Here is an 18,595-nt window from a genome sequence, read left to right on the forward strand (position 1 = left end):
TTCTTGAGTTGCGCTTTTCTGTCCGCGAATGCTTGCGGCCGGAAGAACCGAAGAAAAGGCATACGTCGCCCGCGATCAAAAATCGTTTCCGCCACAGACATCAGCCGACCCCATAAAAATATCGGGGATCAGCTTAGCTTTGCTTTGCGTCATTCATATTGCATCTGTTTAGCGGCCCGTGGCGTTCGTTCGGACTGTCGGATTCGACAATTCGCAAGGCGTCCCTGGTCGGCCGACCGTCGAAATCGGAGCGGCGCTTTTCCGCTTCCAAATCGTCGTCGACCGCCAGTCGCAGGGCGCCGTCGAGATCGTCTTCGGCCCGTGCGCCGAGCGGCCCCCTCCTCCAGCTGTCGAATATCCGGAAGGTCGCGCAGGCGACGGGAAGGCGGCGGAAGATTTCCGCCGCGATCTTAGGAGCCTGCTTCGTCCGAGCGTCATATCGAGCGATAAAGGCGGCGACATCGCCTTGCGCGTCGGCGATCTGTTTGGCGCGTTCAGCGGCGTATCGGCGAGGGGCCATGCCCTGCGGTTGCCAACTGGCAACTTTCTCGCGAGGGCGGAATGATTAAGCCCCGTTAACCCTATTGTTGTTGCGCGAAAGAGAGAATCAGGTTCTGATTGTTACGGATCAGAGGCGCGATTTGCGATTTCTGCGTAGCTTTATTCTAAAGCGGAGAAACGGTCGACCATGGACGCCGCCAAGCCAAATATGACTTCGGTCATTGCGGGGGACGGGAGCGCATTGTCGCGGGAGCTCAACCAACTCCGCAAGACCTTGTTTCCTCCTGAATCAAAAAAGGCGCTGAGGAGCTTTTCATCCGGGGAGGCCGCGAAGCTGATCGGGGTCGCGGACGGCTATTTGCGTCAGCTGTCATTGGCGGGGAAAGGCCCGCAGCCGGAGATCGGCGTCGGGGGACGTCGTTCATACACTCTCGATCAAATCAACGAATTGCGTAAGCTTCTGGAAGAGGGCGGGAAAGGAAAGCGCTATCTGCCGCAGCGGGCCGGGGGTGAGCAATGCCAGGTCCTGTCGGTCGTGAACTTCAAAGGCGGGTCGGGCAAGACGACCACCGCCGCGCATCTCGCGCAATATTTGGCGCTCCAGGGGTATCGGGTTCTCGCTGTCGATCTCGATCCGCAGGCGTCGTTGACGGCGCTGCACGGCTATCAGCCGGAGTTCGACATCGGACCGAATGAGACGCTTTATGGCGCAATTCGCTACGATCAGGAGCGGCGATCGCTCGAACAGATCGTCAGATCGACCTACTTTTCCGGTCTGGACCTCGTGCCTGCGAATTTGGAGCTCATGGAATTCGAGCACGACACGCCCAAAGCGCTCGTCGAAGGAGAGACCGAAGCATTCTTTGGTCGAATTGCGACCGCCCTGGGGGAGGTCGATCATCGCTACGATGCGATGATCCTCGATTGCCCGCCGCAATTGGGTTTCTTGACGCTCGGGGCGCTATGCGCAGCCACCTCGATCCTCATCACGGTTCATCCGCAAATGCTCGACGTGATGTCGATGTGTCAGTTTCTGCTGATGGCGTCGGATCTGTTGTCGGTGGTTCAAGAGGCCGGGGCGGATATCGATTATGATTTCATTCGTTACGTCATCACACGATATGAACCTTCCGACGGTCCGCAGACTCAGATGGTCGCATTCATGCGGTCGCTTTTCCGCGAACGGGTTCTGACAAACGCGATGTTGAAATCGACGGCGATTTCCGACGCCGGCCTATCCAAGCAAACGCTCTACGAGGTCGGGCGCGAGAATTTCACGCGCGCCACCTATGACCGGGCGCTGGAGTCCTTGGACGCCGTCAATACCGAAATCGAAGCGCTGATGCTGCAAGCATGGAGACGCGCGCCATGAGCCGCAAGGATACACTTCGGGCGCTTTTGACAGCGAAGGAGCGGCGGTTGCCAGATGGCAACTTCGTCGACGCCGATCTGGTCGAAGCGACGAGCTCCGCCGATGCGCCCAAGCAATTGGTTCGCTCCGGCGCGGTCGGCGCCATGGGCCGGTCCCTGGGAAAACTCGCGCATGCCGCCGAGGAGGCGCGGGCGCTGATCGCCGCCGGCGATACGATCGTGGAAATCGCCCCCGGTCTGATCGAATCATCCTTCATCACCGACAGGCTCGGAGAGCCCTCCGAAGAACACGCCGCCTTGGTGGCCTCGATTCGAGACCATGGGCAGCAAGTCCCGATTTTGGTTCGTCCGCACCCGGAGAAGCCCGGCCGCTACCAAGTCGCGTATGGTCATCGGCGTCTGCGCGCGGCGATCGAGATCGGACGCCCTGTACGCGCGGTCGTTCGCGAGCTTTCCGATCCGGAGCTGGTCGTCGCGCAAGGTCAGGAGAACTCCGCCCGTCTCGAGCTCAGCTACATAGAGCGCGCGATGTTCGCTGTGAGCATCGAAGACCGCGGCTTCGAGCGCGACGTGATAATGGCTGCGCTCAGCGTAGAAAAAACGCAACTGTCGCGCCTGATATCTATTGGACGGGCTATTCCTCTCAAACTTGTTCGATTGATCGGGCCGGCTCCCAAGACCGGGCGCCCGCGCTGGTCATTCTTGGCCGAACAGCTGGCCTCACAAGATATCGATCCGATCATTTCGAGGCTCGCCGACGATCGAGCCTTCGTCTCTGCCGACAGCGACGCCCGCTTCGCGTTCTTTTTGGCGGCTCTGGCGGAAAAGCCTCGAAATAATGCCGAGAAAGAAAGTTGGAGCAATGATGAAGGTCGACAGATCGCCACCGTCCAGCGTGGGACCGGGCGTACGACTTTCATCGTGGACGAAAAAGCCGCCCCCGACTTCGGCGCGTTTCTGCTGCAGCACCTGCCGAGGCTTTACAGAGATTATCGGGAGGGCCGCGAATCCGTCTGAAGCGACGGTCGAACGGGCAAACATCCCCGAACCTATGGCCTGTTCAATTTGAGCGCGCGTCTCGATCGAAAGTCGGGAGCGCGTTAATCCGAATATTCACGAGGTGAAACCGCAAAAGAAAAGGCCCCCGAAACGTTCCCGCCCGGAAGCCTCTCCAAAGTTCGCACCTTAAGAGAATCACTTCCGCGAATCACTGTCAAGAGTCGGCGCCGTTTTGGTGAGCGGATTTCTTTTGCCTGAACGAGGCAAAGGATCATGCAGACACGTCCAACGACGCCCTTCGGGCGGCGGCCGCTGTCGCTCGCCATGGTGGCGAGCCAGACCGCGACCGAGAGTTTCGCCGCCAAACCGGGCGCATCCGAGACCGTCGTCCATAAATGGCGATTGTTTCGGGCGCTCACCGAAGCCAAAGAGCCCCTCGGCGTCACCGAGCGCGCGCTATCCGTTTTGCACGCGCTGCTGAGCTTCCATCAGGAGACAGCGCTCACTTTGCCCGAGAGCGATTTGAACTCTGCCGAAGCGGGCTCCGCCAGCGGCGGCATCGTCGTGTTTCCCTCGAACAAGGAGCTGTCGATCCGCGCCCATGGCATGGCGCCGGCTACTTTACGCCGACATATCGCTTGCCTCGTCGACGCTGGCTTGATCATCCGCCGCGATTCTCCGAACGGCAAACGCTTCGCCCGGAAAGGGCAGGGGGGAGCCATAGAGGAGGCTTTCGGCTTCGATCTCGCGCCGCTCGTGGCGCGCGCCAGCGAAATCGAGAATCTCGCCGAGGAGGTGCGGGCCGAGAACCGCGCGATCGCTCTGCTGCGCGAGAAGATCACGCTCACCCGCCGCGACATCGTCAAGATGATCGAGACTGGTGTGGAAGAGGCCGTTTCCGGCGACTGGGAGAGCTTTCACCTGCGCTACGCGGAACTCTCCGACCGCTACGCGCGCCGACTTTCCCGCCGTGATCTGGAGGCTTTGGCCGGCGAGTTGGCCGCGCTGGCGGCCGAAATTCACAAGCTGTTGCAGGCGCACATAAAAGCTCGAAATATGAGCGGCAATGAGTCTCAAGCTGAGCGTCACATACAGAATCAAACCACAAATATTTCTGATCTTGAACCTGACCTTCAAGAAGGCCGGGGCGATCCGTCCGAGCCAAATCTCGAAGCGACGAGTTCTCCGATCGAAAGGAGCGCCGAACCAACGCTGCGGAATTCTCGCAGCGTCGATCCTAAACCTCTGGTGCGCGCCTATCCGCTCGGCATGGTGCTGGAGGCCTGTCCCGACATCATCGATTACGGTAGGGGCGGCGAAATTTCCTCCTGGCGTGATCTGGCGACGGCTGCTGGAACTGTGCGTTCGGCGCTGGGCGTGTCTCCGGACGCCTGGGCTCAGGCCCTGGACGTTTTGGGCGAGCATGACGCCGCGATCGTCATCGCGGCCATCCTGCAACGCGGCGAGGAAATCAAGAGCGCCGGGGGCTATCTCCGCGTCTTGACCGAAAAGGCAAGGGCAGGGGAGTTCTCGCTGGGGCCGGTGCTGATGGCGCTGCTGCGCGGCAAGGCCGCAAAGGCGGCGCGTGCGCGAAAAGCCGTCGGGTGAGGTCGCGACTATAATCCAGCGGCTTTGGTGAGATTGACCCTGAAACGGTCCCGTTTGCGCTGATAGCGGCGGGTCATTTCGGCGCTGGCATGGCCGAGGTGGCGCTGGACATGGGCTTCCTCGATCTGGGCGGAGGAGGCGAGACCGGCGCGCAGCGAGTGGCCGGAAAAAGCGAGCTTGCGGTCGCCCTCTGGAAGATCGCCGCGAACGCCGGCGGCGAGCGCGGTTTTCTGGACGAGCCGCGCGACATGCTTGTCGGTCAGGCGCTCGGCGCCGACGCCGCCGTTCTTGCGCGCGATAGGGCGGAACAATGGGCCATGGGCGATGCGGCCGAGCCGCATCCAGGTCTCCAACATGGCGATGGGGCAGGTGGCCGGCGAGGAGCCGCGGCCGATCTCCACCTCACGCCAGCCGGTCTTGCCGTTGATGGTCAGCAGCAGGCCGCCGTCATTGGTCGCGGCGGATGGCTCCCCGTCGCCATTCGTCTCGGTTCGACCGAAGATTTCGATCCAGCCGCTTCCGTCCTCGCTCTGGCTCGGGCCGCAGTCGAGGCCGACGATCTCCGAGCGGCGCAGGCCGCCGGCGAAGCCGATCGCGAGTATGGCCTTGTCGCGCAGGCCGCGCAGGCCATTGTCGAGCCTCGCCAGCATGGCCAGGAGATCGTCGGCGAAAATCGCCTCCTTCTGCACGGGCGGCCGCCCATGGGCGCGGCGGATGCCGGCCAGCACGGTCGAGATGTGACGATCGCCCGTGTCCAACGGCTCGCCGAGCTGGCGGTAGCGCCAGCAAATTCCGGAGAGCCGGCGCTCCAGCGTCGCGACGGAAACCGGCTCCTGTCCGCGCCCAACCTCCATGCAGGCGGCCAGATACAGGCCGACGGTCTGCGGGTTCGGGGGCAGGGGATCGAACCCCTGACGGCGCAGCCAGCGGGAGTAATGGCGCCAATCGGCGTCGTAAGCGCGCTGGGTGTTCTCCGAACGGGCGTTGCGGGCGTAATCGCGCGCTTTTTCGCCGAGCGCCACGAGATGTGGATCGCGATGCGGATCGACGCTGCGCGCGTCGACGGCGGGCGGCGCGTCGCTCGCCGTGGAAAGAGCTTCGGCGTCGGTCATGCCACTGTCTCCGGCGGCGGAAAATCGTCGCGCATTGAAGTCGTCTCTGTGCCGATGATTCGGGTCGTCGACTGCGAGCATGAAGCCGGATTTCCGGTCTGTCCACGAATCGCGCGCGCCGTGTCGGCAGAGGCGCGCCGGGAGACGCTCGATGCGCGAGCGTCGGGCCGGCCGATCATGCGAGGTCCCAGGGGTCGATGACCGACGCCCCGGTGTCGTCGAAGTCGGCGACATTCCTCGTGACGACGATGAGATCGTGAACGAGCGCCGTCGCCGCGATCAGCCCGTCCACATCGCCGCGCGGCCGAATTGCGGCGATCCGGCCCCACTCGACGGCGATCTGGTCGGTGATCGGCAGGATGCGATCGGCATGGTCGTTTCGCAGCTTGCGGAGCCATTCGGCGAGATGCCCGGCGGCTTTGGGGTCGGACTTCTGCTTCAGCGCGATCCCGCGCATGATCTCGCCCAACGTCAGGACGCTCAGATGAACGCCGAGCGGATCGACGGAGCGTAGCCATGCGATCGCTTGTGGGGAGCCGCGCCGGGCCTCGGAGACGACATTGGTGTCGACCAGATACATCAGAAGGCCGGACCGCGGCTCGGCGTCTTGGCGCGCCGCGAGACCGTCTCGGCGAGCGCGTCGTCCCAGCTCGGGCCAGCGAGCAGATCGTCGACCAGGGACGGCCGGCCGGCGCGCAACAGGTCATAGTCGCGCGCCGACAGCACGACGGCCGCGCGTTCGCCGCGCAAAGTGACGGTCTGCGGGCCATCCTCACGCGCCTTCTGCACCACCTTGGAGAACTGGTTCTTGGCGTCCTGCAGCGACCATTCCATGCGTCCGCGCTCCTAGCTAGACAGCCTAGCTATATATCCAGGGAGTTCGAGAAGTCAACGCGCCTCCGGGAGTCGCCGTTGGTTCCGGGGACGATTTCGAGAAAGCAGCGCGGAGATCGTGGGACCGCCTCGACGAGCGGTCCGGGCCCTGCATCGATGAATGAACTGCAAAGCTCACCCACTGACGAACCGCGACAATCCGACGCCTGGAACGGCGGTCGGCGTTCTATCCGGCGATGGCGCGCGAACGACCGCGCGGTTTTCCGGCCCTTTTTACATCATGTCCGATAAGCGCACATTATCGGACATGTAAAATGCCGGACTGCCGCGGCGGATATCTCGTGAAATAATATGCCAAAGCGCCGTTATCGCCCAGCATTCCGCGATGCGCCGATTCGATTCCGACACCGACATCGCTGCCGATCTAGCCGCCGTCGTCGCCCAAAAGCCAGAGCGTCGAGCGAGGTTCTGCGGCTCTCCCCCGGTCCCGATGGACGCGCACAACATTTTGTCAGATCAGATGTTTTCGGCTTGGCGCCGTCGATCCGGCGCCGCGACGCGGCGCGTAGGGACGGCGGCCGGGCGATGCCGATTGGGGGGAGGCGTTCGCCGGCTCCGAGGCGCTCGGGCGCCGCGCCGATTCGCACCGCGAACCATGGCGAAACGCGCGCTGCCCGGCGCGCCGGAGTTGACGCCGACCCAAATGGCGCCGTTCGCCGCGATCACCTATCTGCAGCCGGCGACGCGCGCGGAGATTTTGCGCCTCGCCGGCGAGGAGGTGAGCCGCGACGTTGTCAGGCGGCTGAAACGGCTCAGCCTCGTCGACGGCGCCCTGCGAGCGCCCGAGCCCGGCGCGCCTTTCGCTTATGTGATGACGCGGAAATTTCTCGAGGCCTTCGGCCTCGCCAACCTGCACGAGCTCCCCGATCTCGAACGGCTCGAGGAGGAGGGACTGTTGCTGCCGGCGGTGGCCGAGGGGGACCTCGAAGTCGCGCTCGGAATTGGTGGTGATCTGGACGATCCTGATAAATAGCCTGAATGAACAATCTTCGCAATTCGGCGTATCGGCGCCAGCTTTCAGCGCGGCGAAACTTCTCCACCCCCCTCGAGGCGCTCTGTCATAAAGTCGGGACTTCGAGGCAAAGTCAGAAAAATCGTGGTCGGTAAGATTGGTGACGTTCGAGCCAAGATTTTCGCATTCTCCGAAATTTGCGACGGAACTGCTGTAGGCCTACCGGCGCTTTTATCTTGATAAAACACCAATGCTTCCGAAAAAACATCGCTAAAGTCGGGCTTGCTCGACATCGAACAAAGGAGACGATCAGGATGCCGATCTATGCCCATTCGAGCGATAGCGAGGACGAGTCGACCTGGGAGCCTCTTCGAGATCACTTGAAACAGGTCGAGAAGTTGGCGGGAGCCACGGCAGGCAAGTTCGGCGCGGAGGACTATGGCCTAAGGGCTGGCTGGCTTCACGACTTCGGTAAGATCGATCCGAGATTCCAGGCGCGATTGAGAGGGGCCAAGGCGCCCTTTGATCATGCCGGGCCGGGCGCGGCTTTGGCGCAGGAGCTTTATGGCGCTTTCGCCGGCATCCTCGCTCCCATCATCGCCGGGCACCACACCGGCTTGATGGACGGAACGCGGGACGGCGAGGCGGCCGTCGACATCACGTCGCTCGACGAGCGGCTGCAAAGCGGCATGGGCGATCTGGAACGGCAGAAAGCCCTTTGGTCTGCCGAAGGGTTGACATACCCGGCGCGGCCGGGCGCGCTGCCCGTCAGACCGCGTAAGGAGGTCTGCGACGACGATGAGAAGGCGAGCGCCGCTTTTTGCCTCGCGTTCTTCACCCGCATGACCTTCTCGGCGCTGGTCGATGCGGATTTCATCGCTACCGAGGAGTTCGTCGCGGGGTATGAACGCCGGATCGTCGCACGCGGCTTCGCCGACTTTACGCTCTCCGATTTGAAGCGAAAGCTCGACGACTTTCTTGCGGCGAAAAGCGAAAGGGCGCGTCGTGAGCAGCCCGGGCCCTTGAACGACGCCCGCGCCGCGATCCTCGCCTCGGCCCGCGCCAGCGCGCAAACCGGTCAGGGCATTTTCACTCTCGCCGTGCCGACCGGAGGCGGCAAGACGCTGGCCTCGCTCGCCTTCGCGCTCGATCATGCGATTGCGAAGGAGCTCGACCGGGTCATCGTGGTGATACCGTTCACCTCGGTGGTGGAGCAGACGGCCGGTGTCTATCGTGAAGCGCTCGGCGATCTGCAAGGCGCTGTGCTGGAGCATCACGGCGCCTTCGACGACACCAAAATCCGGCGCGAGGGCGACGCGCCGGAAATGCGCGACAAGCTGAAATTGGCGCAGGAGAATTGGGATGCGCCGATCGTGGTGACGACGGCGGCGCAATTCTTCGAGAGCCTCTTCCACAATAAGAATTCGCGCTGCCGCAAGCTGCATAATATCGCGCGATCGGTGGTCATCCTGGACGAGGCGCAGACGATGCCGCTGCCTGTGCTCAGGCCCATCGTGCTGGCGCTCGACGAGCTGGCGCGCAATTACCGAACCACCATCGTGCTGTCGACCGCCACTCAGCCGGCCTTGCTGGAACATCTCGGCGAACCCGAAAAATCCTTCGAAGGCGGTCTGCGCGACGTTCGGCCGATCATCGCCGACGAGAAACCGCTGTTTCAGATTCTGAAACGTGTGGAGATCGTATCGATCGGCAAGCAGGACGAGGCGGCGCTGGCCGAGCTGATCTTGCGACAGGATCAGGCGCTGACCATCGTCAACACACGCAAGCACGCCCGCGAATTATTCGCTCTGATCCGCCGCGAGGACGGCGCGCGGCATCTGTCCACCATGATGTGCGCCGCGCACCGCTCCGAGGCGCTCGACGCGATCCGGCGGGATTTGGCGAACCGTCGGCCGGCGCGGGTGATCTCGACCTCGCTGATCGAGGCGGGCGTCGATATTTCCTTCCCTCTCGTGCTGCGCGCCGAGGCCGGGCTCGACCAGATCGCGCAAGCGGCCGGACGCTGCAATCGCGAGGGCCGGCGAGCGGCGTCGGAGAGCCGTGTTCTGGTGTTCGAAACGGAAGAGGAGAACGGTCATCCCGAAATGCAAAAGCGGTGGTCGGCGACCAAGGAGGTCTGGCGTAAGCTGGAACGCGGCGAACTCGAAGGTTCGTTGCTCGATCCGCCGGCGATCGAGGCCTATTTCAAGGTGCTGTTCTGGCTGAAGGGAGACGCCGCGCTCGACGAATATGAAATTCTGAAGCTGCTGCGGGCCTATGCGCCGAAACAGGGAAAGGCGTTGCAATTGCCGATGGAATCCATCGCGCGGCGTTTCAAGATGATCGACGACGCCATGGCACCCTTGCTGATCGGCTGGGACGAGAAGGCGCGAAAGGAGATCGACGCGCTCCGCTATGCGGAGAGGGTCGGCGGCGTCGCGCGCAGGCTGCAACGCTATCTGGTCAATGTGCCGCCTCGGGACCGCGCCAGGCTGATCCAGCGCGGCGCGGCCGAAGTGATCCGGCCCGACCGCTTCGGCGAGCAGTTCGTCGCGCTGACGGATATGAGCCTCTACCGCGCCGACGTCGGGCTGGACGTTTCGGACCCGGCGTTCGAGGAGGCGAAGTGGTTGGTCGTTTGATCTATTATAGGCATGAACTTGACACGAAAAGATCGATGGCTCTAGAACGATCTCCGTCGACAAAGGAGATTCGGCCATGGAGCGGCTCTGGTTCTGGACGCAACTTTCTAAAGTGCTGGAGTTTCGACTTCTTTTTAGGGGCGAGGTGGAAATCTCCATAGGGAAGTTACCTGCACCGCCCCCGAACGAACCTCCTTCTCGTCGTGGATTGGAACATGCCAATAATCGATCTTGTGAGGAGAAAGAGGGACGGAACACACGTGTGTTCCGTCCCGATTTCAGCCGATCGAATAAACTGTTGATTGAAAGAAGGCGCCATTGCACGGCGCGGCCCCACGGCCGAGCATGAGCTCGATTTTGGGGAGGCTGCATTGACCGATCCGACTGGGGATTTTGGCCTGAAATTGCATGTCTGGGGCGAGCGCGCCTGTTTTACTAGGCCTGAGATGAAAGTGGAGCGCGTCTCCTATGACGTGATGACGCCCTCGGCGGCGCGCGGCATTGTCGAGGCGATCCATTGGAAGCCGGCGATCCGCTGGATCGTCGATCGCATCCATGTCCTGAAGCCCATCCGCTTCGAGAGCATTCGCCGCAACGAGGTGGGCTCCAAGATTTCGGAATCGAGCGTGCGGTCGGCGATGCGCTCGGGACACCTCGGCGATCTCGTCATGGTGGTGGACGAGGATCGCCAGCAGCGTGCCGCCACCGTGCTGCGCGACGTGGCCTATGTCATCGAGGCGCATTTCGAGCGCACGAGCAAATGGGGGCCGGAGGACAGCGACGCCAAGCACATCGACATGGCCCGCCGCCGCGCCCGCTCCGGCCAATGCTTTCAGCGGCCCTGTCTCGGCACGCGGGAGTTCGCCGCGGATTTCGCGTTGATCGAAGGCGAATTGCCGCCGGCTGTTTCCGAAAGCCGCGACCTCGGCTTCATGCTGCTCGACATCGATTTTTCCGACGGCGCCCGCCCGGTGTTCTTTCGCGCCGAGATGATCGACGGCGTCATCGAGACGCCGCGCCTGGAAGATGCGAGGGCGAAACGATGAGCATGCTCGTGGCCCTCGTTCGGCGTTACGAGCGCATGGCGGCGAAGGGCGAGGCGCCCGTGCCGGGGTATTCGAAAAAAGAAATCATGTTTGGGATTACGATCAGCCAGAGTGGCGAGGTCATCGACGTAACCCCGCGAGGGGAAGCCTTAAAAGGTAAGCTGAAGCCGCAATCAATGATTGTTCCACAACTCGATCGCACGTCAGGGGTGGCACCGGGATTTTTGTGGGACAAGACATCCTATGTTTTTGGCGCCACCACACCAGAGACCGGCTCCAAGCGTGTCATTGACGAACACGAGGCCTTCAAACAGTGTCAAATCGATATAATTGGCGACTCCGATGATCCGGGATTGAGGGCGTTCTTGAATTTTCTCGATAAGTGGTTGCCAGAACATTATCCATCACTGCCTTTTTCACAGGAAATGCTCGACAAGAATGTCGTGTTCCGCGTCGATGGGCTGGGAGCGTCTTGGCTGCACGAACGCCCAGAAGCCAAGGCTCTAGCAAGAGGTTGCTTTACTTCGCCAGATGCGCCAATTGGCTTGTGTCTGGTGACCGGGAAAGTCGAGCCTATCGCAGTCACTCATGAGCCGAAAATTCAAGGCGTGCGAAATGCCCAGTCCTCGGGCGCGCTCCTCGTTTCTTTTAATAAGACCGCCTTCACCTCCTACGGCAAGGAGCAGGGCGAGAACGCCCCCGTCTCCGAATACGCCGCCTTCGCCTACACCACCGCGCTCAACGCGCTTCTGGCCGAGCGCCGGAACCGAGTGCAGATCGGCGACGCCACGGTGGTGTTTTGGGCCGAGCCCGAAGGCGAGGAGGAGCCCTATGACGCGGAAAACGTCTTCGCCGAATTTTTTGGCGGCGGCGCCGAAACGGGCCCGCCGGAAGCCGGGCCCGCCCCGGACGCAGAGACGCAGGAGCGGGACCTCCTCCAAAAGCTGGCGACGATCGCCGAGGGCCGGGCGATCCCCGGTCTCTCCATCGATCCGGCGACGAAATTCTACGTTCTCGGCCTCTCGCCCAACGCCGCGCGCATCTCGGTGCGCTTCTGGCTGGAGACGACGATCCGGCAATTGGCGGAAAGACTGACGCGGCATTTCGAGGATCTGCGGCTGGAGCCGCCCGCGTGGCGCGCGGGGAAGGCTCCGAGCATCCGCAGCCTCATCGGGCATCTTGCGCCGATGCGGATCGACCGGGATGGACGGCTCAAGATCATTTTCGACGCTGCGCCGGATCATCTGACCGGGGAATTCGTCAGGGCGGTCCTTTCAGGCGGCGACTATCCCTATGCGGTGTTGCCAACGGTCCTGCAGCGGCTCAAGGGCGACCACGTCGTCACCGGCCTCCGGGTCGCATTGATCAAAGCAGTTCTTGTTCGCCGCGCGCGCAGACAACGAACGCAACTCGGTTCGGAGGAAGCCGGCATGACATCAGATCCACTCGCCGAAACCGTTGGGCGAAAACTCGGTCGTCTTTTCGCGCTCTACGAGCGCGCCCAAGCCGGCTGCTTCGAGGAATTGAACTCGAGCCTCGTCGATAAGTTCTATGCGTCGGCCATGGCGACGCCGCTTTATGTTTTCCCGTCCCTCGACGCCAATTTTCAGCACCATCTCTCCAAGATTCGAAAAGGAAGAGACCTGGCCAAATGGGTGAAAAACCCAGGGGCTCTTGCCGGCGGCCTGCAGAAGTCGGTCGGAGAGCTGTCGAGCGGCATCGGCTTCTATCCAAAGCAGATGACTCTGGAAGAGCAGGGACAATTCGTCATTGGATATTACCAGCAAAAATTCGGCCGCGATCCGCGAGGCGTGAACGTGCAGACCGACGCCGCGCGCGATCAACAAAGCGAAGAGGAACAGTCATGAGCGCCATCACGCACCGTTACGATTTCGTCTACCTCTTCGACGTCGTGAACGGTAATCCCAATGGCGATCCCGACGCCGGCAACAGGCCTCGCGTCGACCCCGACACCAGTCGCGGCTTGGTCACCGATGTGTGCCTGAAGCGAAAAGTTCGTAACTTTGTGGCGCTTGCAAAGGGGGATATTCCGGGCTTTGCGATCTACATGGCCGAGAAGGCGATCCTCAACAACTCCAACCTCGAGGCATGGACAAAGCAAGGCATCGAACCCGACAAGAAGGGCGATTATTCCCGGCTGCCGAAGGACGAGGAAAACGCGAGACGCATCACCCGATGGATGTGCGACAATTTTTACGACATCCGCGCTTTTGGAGCGGTGATGTCGACCGACAAGAACGCCGGCCAAGTCAGGGGGCCGATCCAGATTACTTTTGCCGAATCCCTGGACCCGGTTTCGCCGCTCGAGATTTCCATTACGCGCTCGTCCGTCACCAATGAAAGGGATGCGGATAAGGAAAGGACGATGGGGAATAAGCACATCGTCCCCTACGGCCTCTACCGCGCCCATGGCTTCATCTCCGCCCGGCTGGCCAATGACGCGAAGAAGGGCACCGGCTTTTCCGAGGACGACCTGGCCCAGTTCTGGCGCGCGCTCACGGAGATGTTCGACCACGACCGCTCGGCGGCGCGGGGCGAGATGACCGCTCGCCGGCTCGTCGTCTTCGAGCATGAGAGCGATCTCGGCAACGCCCCGGCCGCCAAGCTGTTCGAGCGCGTGAAGGTTTCCCGTGCCCCCGGCTCGGACGGTCCGCCGCGTAGCTTTTCCGATTATGTCGTGACCTTGGACGACGCGCCGCTGCCAGCCGGCGTCAAAGCGCTGGATCTCATCTGAAAAAAGGAGGGGGATCATGGACGAAGACGATCTGATCCCCCTCTCCGCGCTCCAACACATGCTTTATTGTCCGCGCCAATGCGCGCTGATTCATGTCGAACAGGCCTGGAGCGAGAACCGCTTCACTGCCGAAGGGCGCATCCTGCATGACAAGGCCGATCAACCGGGCTCGTCGCGCCGGCGTGGAGTGCGCACCGCCACCGCCATGCCGATCCGCTCGACTGCCCTCGGCGTTTCCGGCGTCGCCGATGTGGTGGAACTGCATGAGCGGGAAGGACGCATCCATCCCTTCCCGGTCGAATACAAGCGCGGATCGCCCAAGGCGCATCGGGCGGACGAGGCGCAGCTTTGCGCGCAAGGCATTGCGCTGGAGGAAATGTTCGGCGTCGAGGTTCCCGAAGGCGCGCTCTTCTATGGCGAGACACGGCGTCGCGTCGTGGTCGCCTTCGACGCAGACTTGCGCCGCTTGACCGAACAAATCGCCACCTCCGCCCGCGCTATGATCCTCGCCGCCGAGGTCCCTCACGCAACCTACGAAGCCAAGCGCTGCCGGGCCTGCTCGCTGCTGGAGATTTGCGCGCCGCGAGAGACCGCCGAAGGCGGCAAGGTGGCGCGTTGGCTCGAACGCATGATCGGGGAGTGAGATGGTCGACCGGCGCCACCTCAACACGCTCTATGTCTCCACCGAGGGCGCTTATGTACGCAAGGACGGAGAGAACGCCGTAGTCGAAGTGGACGGCGGGGAACGGCTGCGCGTGCCGCTGCACAAGCTCGGCTCCATCGCGCCGTTCGGTCGCGTGACCATCTCTACTGGCCTGATGGCGGCGGCAGTGGAGTTGGGAATTGCTATCACTCATTTCTCCGACAATGGCCGCTTTCTCGCTCGCGTCGAGGGACCGGTCTCGGGCAATGTGCTGTTGCGTCGCGATCAGTTCCGTGTCCATGAGAGCGAGGCGGCGAGCGCGAACTTTGCCGCTGTGATCGTTATCGCCAAAGCCTCCAACCAGCGTGCAGTATTGCAAAGGGCGTTGCGCGATCACGGCGACGGATTGGATCAGACCGCCAGAGACGCTCTGCATTCTTCAGTAGAACATCTGGCAGACGCGGCTCGCCGCTGTCTGAAGCCTCGCGCGCTCGACGAGGTGCGCGGCGTGGAAGGCGAGGCCGCGCGCGCCTATTTCGGGGTTTTCGATCATCTGATCCGCGTGAAGGAACCGGGTCTACGCTTTGGCGCGCGCTCACGCCGTCCGCCGCTTGATGCGGTCAATGCGCTCTTGTCGTTCCTCTATACCTTGCTGGCTCACGATTGCCGGTCGGCGCTCGAAGGCGTCGGGCTCGATCCGGCAGTGGGATTTCTGCATCGCCTGCGTCCCGGACGCCCGAGTCTCGCGCTGGATCTGATGGAGGAGTTGCGCCCCCATCTGGCCGATCGGCTGGCGCTGACGCTGATCAATCGCGGCGAAATCGGCATGAGCGATTTTCGCCTGTTCGAGAATGGCGCTGTGCTTCTCAACGATGATGCGCGTAAGCAGGTGCTTGTCGCGTTTCAGGAACGCAAGCGCGAGGAAATCGAGCACCCTTTCCTGAAGGAAAAACTGGCCATCGGCCTGCTGCCCCACATTCAGGCGCGACTGCTGGCCAAGGCGGTGCGCGGCGATCTCGACGGCTATCCGCCGATGATCTGGAAATAGGAGCCGGACGAAGATGATGGTGCTCGTCAGCTATGACGTGGAAACATTGACGGCGGCCGGCCGCAGGCGACTGAGACGAATCGCCAAGGCCTGCCGCGATGTCGGGCAACGCGTGCAGTTTTCTGTTTTCGAATGCGAGGTCGATCCGGCGCAATGGGCGACGCTGCGAGCCCGACTGATCGGCGAAATCGATCCGAACAAGGACAGCCTCCGGTTCTATTTTCTCGGCAGCAACTGGCGCCGCCGCGTGGAGCATGTGGGCGCCAAGCCGGCCGTGGACTTGGATGCACCGATGATCGTGTGAGCAGACCACGGTTTAGCTCATTCGGCGTCTTCATTTTTCACTCGATTGAAGTCGGCCATTTTCGAGATTTCCGGCGATTTCGCTTTCGATCCGCGTTCGCGTTCACCGGAAGCGACGGCATGACATTTTACGAGCGCGAACCCGGAGCGACCGGCGGGAAGCCGGCAGGTTCGCGGAGTTAAATATCCCTTGCTATCAAGAATCTGAAGCTTCCCTTTCAATGTGCGCTCCTTTTAGGGCGTTCGATCGCAACGGTTCGCGCGCAAACCTCTATTTTGTTCGTCCGATCAATGTTCTATCCTGCTGCGGTCGCCTCTCGCGCAGAGGCGTGGATTGGAACGCATCGACGTGATCTTCACCGATCGCGAGCGGCAGGTCGCCTCTCGCGCAGAGGCGTGGATTGGAACTCGCCATTGACCACCTTGCGATAGGGCAAAGCAATAGTCGCCTCTCGCGCAGAGGCGTGGATTGGAACATTCTCCGGATTGAAAGGTTGAGGAAGGCAGAAGGTCGCCTCTCGCGCAGAGGCGTGGATTGGAACTTGATCTCGACGCCGAGCTTCTCGCGCGCGTCGAGTCGCCTCTCGCGCAGAGGCGTGGATTGGAACTTCGCGGCCTCATAGGGCGAGAGGCCGAGCAATTGTCGCCTCTCGCGCAGAGGCGTGGATTGGAACATGTCAAGGACCGCGTGCTGTTCGGCTCGGTGACGTCGCCTCTCGCGCAGAGGCGTGGATTGGAACCCGTTTGAATCAGCATTCTTTGTGCCATGGCCAGGTCGCCTCTCGCGCAGAGGCGTGGATTGGAACTCGAGAATGATCACGCGCGGCCGCACCTGCCGCGTCGCCTCTCGCGCAGAGGCGTGGATTGGAACTTCCGAACACAGCGCGCCATCCCATCCAAGCGCGTGTCGCCTCTCGCGCAGAGGCGTGGATTGGAACTACACGCCGGCGCGAACAGTGGAGCTCCGCGCCCAGTCGCCTCTCGCGCAGAGGCGTGGATTGGAACTCGACGAAGATCAAGTTCGCTGTGACGGCCGATGAGTCGCCTCTCGCGCAGAGGCGTGGATTGGAACCGGTTCGAAAAGCGCGCCGAGATCGTCGCCGAACGTCGCCTCTCGCGCAGAGGCGTGGATTGGAACGATGCTTCGCAACGGCGCGCATCATGCCGCGCGCGTGTCGCCTCTCGCGCAGAGGCGTGGATTGGAACCGTTTACGGGCAATAGCCTTGTTGGCACGGCGAAGGTCGCCTCTCGCGCAGAGGCGTGGATTGGAACAGCTCCGTGCGCGAGCAGTCGTCGAGGGTGAGCAGTCGCCTCTCGCGCAGAGGCGTGGATTGGAACTCGACGAAGATCAAGTTCGCTGTGACGGCCGATGAGTCGCCTCTCGCGCAGAGGCGTGGATTGGAACCGGTTCGAAAAGCGCGTCGAGATCGTCGCCGAACGTCGCCTCTCGCGCAGAGGCGTGGATTGGAACGATGCTTCGCAACGGCGCGCATCATGCCGCGCGCGTGTCGCCTCTCGCGCAGAGGCGTGGATTGGAACTCGCGCAGCAATGCGGCGTCGGTAGTGGCGGCGGGTCGCCTCTCGCGCAGAGGCGTGGATTGGAACCGTTTACGGGCAATAGCCTTGTTGGCACGGCGAAGGTCGCCTCTCGCGCAGAGGCGTGGATTGGAACAGCTCCGTGCGCGAGCAGTCGTCGAGGGTGAGCAGTCGCCTCTCGCGCAGAGGCGTGGATTGGAACGTCGCATCGTCGTCGACTTTCCGCGGCTCGCGCTGGTCGCCTCTCGCGCAGAGGCGTGGATTGGAACTCGTCCGCCTCGATCGCCTCGAACATGGCTTGCGCGTCGCCTCTCGCGCAGAGGGCGTGGATTGGAACCTGGATGAAGTGGCCGCCGGCGCCGCGTAGGAAGGTCGCCTCTCGCGCAGAGGCGTGGATTGGAACATGATAGTTCTCCGGGCGATGTCACGTAAACTCGATTCTGGCGCGTTGACGCCACACGGGCTGATTTCAAGGGGCTGTGGTCACGGACTTCCACTCTGCCATCGCCCTGAGGCGATGCAGACGAATGGCAGTGGCGGAACGCGTAGAAGGTCTGGATGGAACGAAAAGATTGCGGACCGCCGAGAAAACGTCGACAAAATGTTGCAGCCCTCGCCATGATCGGAACCCCTGCATCACTCACTCGCGCTTTCGTAATGGGACGTGGGAGTTTTCTGCGCGATTGTTCAAACCCTTGTGCCATCGATGCTCGATCTCCGGCAAGACCTTCCGAAGTGCCACCGCATAGGAGCCGAGCTTGTCGGTGATCATGCGCCGTGGGCGGCAGCCCTGCTTGTGAAGAAGTCGTTTCAGCAGTCGCTGAGCCGCTTTGGCGTTACGACGAACCTGGACGATTTCGTCGAGGACGTATCCGTCTTGGTCGACCGCGCGCCAGAGATAGCGCTTTTCGCCGTTGATCGAGATGACGACTTCGTCGAGATGCCAAACATCACGACGTCCAGGTTTTTTGCGCTTTAACCGACCGACGTAATCGGGTCCGAATTTCTTGGCCCAACGACGGACGGTTTCGTAGGAGAGGTCGATCCCGCGTTCGAGGAGCATTTCCTCGACGAGGCGCAGGCTGAGTGGAAATCGGAAATAGAGCCAGACGGCATGGGCGATGATCTGCGGAGGAAAGCGATGGCGCTTGTAGCTCACGGGCGACTGTCTCATGGCGGGAAGA

Annotated in this window: 16 protein-coding genes, 1 pseudogene and 1 CRISPR repeat array; of the genes and pseudogenes, 11 read left to right on the forward strand and 6 right to left on the reverse strand. The window is 62.1% G+C overall.

What is annotated here, in order from left to right:
- Nucleotides 1-133: 133 nt before the first annotated feature.
- On the reverse strand, nt 134-520 hold the full coding sequence (locus AC6IY7_RS19385) for a DUF6880 family protein (RefSeq protein ID WP_497783050.1): 387 nt from the start codon (nt 518-520) through the stop codon (nt 134-136).
- Between the two features lie 168 nt (nt 521-688).
- Here AC6IY7_RS19385 and repA point away from each other — a divergent pair, with 168 nt between their 5' ends.
- The 3 genes from repA to repC all read left to right on the forward strand — a co-directional run bounded on the left by repA (nt 689) and on the right by repC (nt 4,479).
- Nucleotides 689-1,873, forward strand: coding sequence for a plasmid partitioning protein RepA (gene repA / locus AC6IY7_RS19390; protein WP_497783051.1), 1,185 nt, complete (start codon nt 689-691; stop codon nt 1,871-1,873).
- The gene (gene repB, locus AC6IY7_RS19395) at nt 1,870-2,889 is read left to right on the forward strand and encodes a plasmid partitioning protein RepB (protein ID WP_497783052.1); all 1,020 of its coding nucleotides are present in this window, start codon (nt 1,870-1,872) and stop codon (nt 2,887-2,889) included. The genes repA and repB overlap by 4 nt, the downstream gene beginning before the upstream one ends.
- A gap of 255 nt (nt 2,890-3,144) precedes the next feature.
- Nucleotides 3,145-4,479, forward strand: coding sequence for a plasmid replication protein RepC (repC, locus tag AC6IY7_RS19400; RefSeq protein WP_497783053.1), 1,335 nt, complete (start codon nt 3,145-3,147; stop codon nt 4,477-4,479).
- A gap of 8 nt (nt 4,480-4,487) precedes the next feature.
- Here repC and AC6IY7_RS19405 read toward each other — a convergent pair whose 3' ends face one another.
- From AC6IY7_RS19405 to AC6IY7_RS19415, 3 genes are all read right to left on the reverse strand, one after another.
- Entirely contained in the window at nt 4,488-5,591 is a 1,104-nt protein-coding gene (locus tag AC6IY7_RS19405) for a site-specific integrase (protein ID WP_497783054.1), read from the reverse strand.
- A gap of 175 nt (nt 5,592-5,766) precedes the next feature.
- Nucleotides 5,767-6,171 carry a type II toxin-antitoxin system VapC family toxin gene (locus AC6IY7_RS19410; RefSeq protein WP_497783055.1) on the reverse strand — a complete coding sequence of 135 codons (405 nt, stop codon included), beginning with the start codon at nt 6,169-6,171 and terminating at the stop codon, nt 5,767-5,769.
- Nucleotides 6,171-6,425: a type II toxin-antitoxin system Phd/YefM family antitoxin gene (locus tag AC6IY7_RS19415; RefSeq protein WP_497783056.1), complete on the reverse strand. Its 255-nt coding sequence runs from the start codon at nt 6,423-6,425 to the stop codon at nt 6,171-6,173. The genes AC6IY7_RS19410 and AC6IY7_RS19415 overlap by 1 nt, the downstream gene beginning before the upstream one ends.
- 655 nt (nt 6,426-7,080) lie before the next feature.
- Between AC6IY7_RS19415 and AC6IY7_RS19420 the strand changes: the two genes are divergently transcribed.
- The 8 genes from AC6IY7_RS19420 to cas2 all read left to right on the forward strand — a co-directional run bounded on the left by AC6IY7_RS19420 (nt 7,081) and on the right by cas2 (nt 15,875).
- Nucleotides 7,081-7,458, forward strand: a complete 378-nt coding sequence (locus tag AC6IY7_RS19420) for an SMC-Scp complex subunit ScpB (protein ID WP_497783057.1) — start codon at nt 7,081-7,083, stop codon at nt 7,456-7,458.
- Nucleotides 7,459-7,634: 176 nt separating this feature from the next.
- The gene (gene cas3 / locus AC6IY7_RS19425) at nt 7,635-10,079 is read left to right on the forward strand and encodes a CRISPR-associated helicase Cas3' (RefSeq protein ID WP_497783058.1); all 2,445 of its coding nucleotides are present in this window, start codon (nt 7,635-7,637) and stop codon (nt 10,077-10,079) included.
- A 371-nt stretch (nt 10,080-10,450) separates the two neighbouring features.
- Entirely contained in the window at nt 10,451-11,125 is a 675-nt protein-coding gene (cas5c, locus tag AC6IY7_RS19430) for a type I-C CRISPR-associated protein Cas5c (RefSeq protein WP_497783059.1), read from the forward strand.
- Nucleotides 11,122-12,993: a type I-C CRISPR-associated protein Cas8c/Csd1 gene (cas8c, locus tag AC6IY7_RS19435; RefSeq protein WP_497783060.1), complete on the forward strand. Its 1,872-nt coding sequence runs from the start codon at nt 11,122-11,124 to the stop codon at nt 12,991-12,993. Before cas5c ends, cas8c begins: the two co-directional genes overlap by 4 nt.
- Nucleotides 12,990-13,880, forward strand: a complete 891-nt coding sequence (gene cas7c, locus AC6IY7_RS19440; RefSeq protein ID WP_497783061.1) for a type I-C CRISPR-associated protein Cas7/Csd2 — start codon at nt 12,990-12,992, stop codon at nt 13,878-13,880. Before cas8c ends, cas7c begins: the two co-directional genes overlap by 4 nt.
- 16 nt (nt 13,881-13,896) lie before the next feature.
- Entirely contained in the window at nt 13,897-14,523 is a 627-nt protein-coding gene (gene cas4 / locus AC6IY7_RS19445; protein ID WP_497783062.1) for a CRISPR-associated protein Cas4, read from the forward strand.
- Between the two features lies 1 nt (nt 14,524).
- Nucleotides 14,525-15,571 carry a type I-C CRISPR-associated endonuclease Cas1c gene (gene cas1c / locus AC6IY7_RS19450; protein ID WP_497783063.1) on the forward strand — a complete coding sequence of 349 codons (1,047 nt, stop codon included), beginning with the start codon at nt 14,525-14,527 and terminating at the stop codon, nt 15,569-15,571.
- 13 nt (nt 15,572-15,584) lie between these two features.
- Nucleotides 15,585-15,875, forward strand: coding sequence for a CRISPR-associated endonuclease Cas2 (gene cas2 / locus AC6IY7_RS19455; RefSeq protein ID WP_497783064.1), 291 nt, complete (start codon nt 15,585-15,587; stop codon nt 15,873-15,875).
- Between the two features lie 17 nt (nt 15,876-15,892).
- On the opposite strand, the gene AC6IY7_RS19460 is transcribed toward cas2, so the two are convergent.
- Both AC6IY7_RS19460 and AC6IY7_RS19465 read right to left on the reverse strand, forming a co-directional pair.
- A complete protein-coding gene (locus tag AC6IY7_RS19460; RefSeq protein WP_497783065.1) occupies nt 15,893-16,096 on the reverse strand; it encodes a hypothetical protein in 204 nt (67 codons plus the stop codon).
- Between the two features lie 87 nt (nt 16,097-16,183).
- A CRISPR array of direct repeats spans nt 16,184-17,680; the repeat unit is 32 nt; unit sequence GTCGCCTCTCGCGCAGAGGCGTGGATTGGAAC.
- 200 nt (nt 17,681-17,880) lie between these two features.
- Nucleotides 17,881-18,585 (reverse strand): annotated as a pseudogene (locus AC6IY7_RS19465) (IS6 family transposase).
- Nucleotides 18,586-18,595 lie beyond the last annotated feature (10 nt).

This window comes from Methylosinus sp. is20ea, from assembly GCF_059718135.1.

Bases quoted from the DNA above. Each gene is read 5' to 3' on its own strand.
- cas1c (WP_497783063.1), top strand. From the start codon at position 14,525: ATGGTCGACCGGCGCCACCTCAACACGCTCTATGTCTCCACCGAGGGC.
- AC6IY7_RS19410 (WP_497783055.1), bottom strand. From the start codon at position 6,171: ATGTATCTGGTCGACACCAATGTCGTCTCCGAGGCCCGGCGCGGCTCC.
- cas2 (WP_497783064.1), top strand. From the start codon at position 15,585: ATGATGGTGCTCGTCAGCTATGACGTGGAAACATTGACGGCGGCCGGC.
- AC6IY7_RS19415 (WP_497783056.1), bottom strand. From the start codon at position 6,425: ATGGAATGGTCGCTGCAGGACGCCAAGAACCAGTTCTCCAAGGTGGTG.
- repB (WP_497783052.1), top strand. From the start codon at position 1,870: ATGAGCCGCAAGGATACACTTCGGGCGCTTTTGACAGCGAAGGAGCGG.
- cas7c (WP_497783061.1), top strand. From the start codon at position 12,990: ATGAGCGCCATCACGCACCGTTACGATTTCGTCTACCTCTTCGACGTC.
- repC (WP_497783053.1), top strand. From the start codon at position 3,145: ATGCAGACACGTCCAACGACGCCCTTCGGGCGGCGGCCGCTGTCGCTC.
- repA (WP_497783051.1), top strand. From the start codon at position 689: ATGGACGCCGCCAAGCCAAATATGACTTCGGTCATTGCGGGGGACGGG.
- cas8c (WP_497783060.1), top strand. From the start codon at position 11,122: ATGAGCATGCTCGTGGCCCTCGTTCGGCGTTACGAGCGCATGGCGGCG.
- AC6IY7_RS19385 (WP_497783050.1), bottom strand. From the start codon at position 520: ATGGCCCCTCGCCGATACGCCGCTGAACGCGCCAAACAGATCGCCGAC.
- cas4 (WP_497783062.1), top strand. From the start codon at position 13,897: ATGGACGAAGACGATCTGATCCCCCTCTCCGCGCTCCAACACATGCTT.
- AC6IY7_RS19405 (WP_497783054.1), bottom strand. From the start codon at position 5,591: ATGACCGACGCCGAAGCTCTTTCCACGGCGAGCGACGCGCCGCCCGCC.
- AC6IY7_RS19420 (WP_497783057.1), top strand. From the start codon at position 7,081: ATGGCGAAACGCGCGCTGCCCGGCGCGCCGGAGTTGACGCCGACCCAA.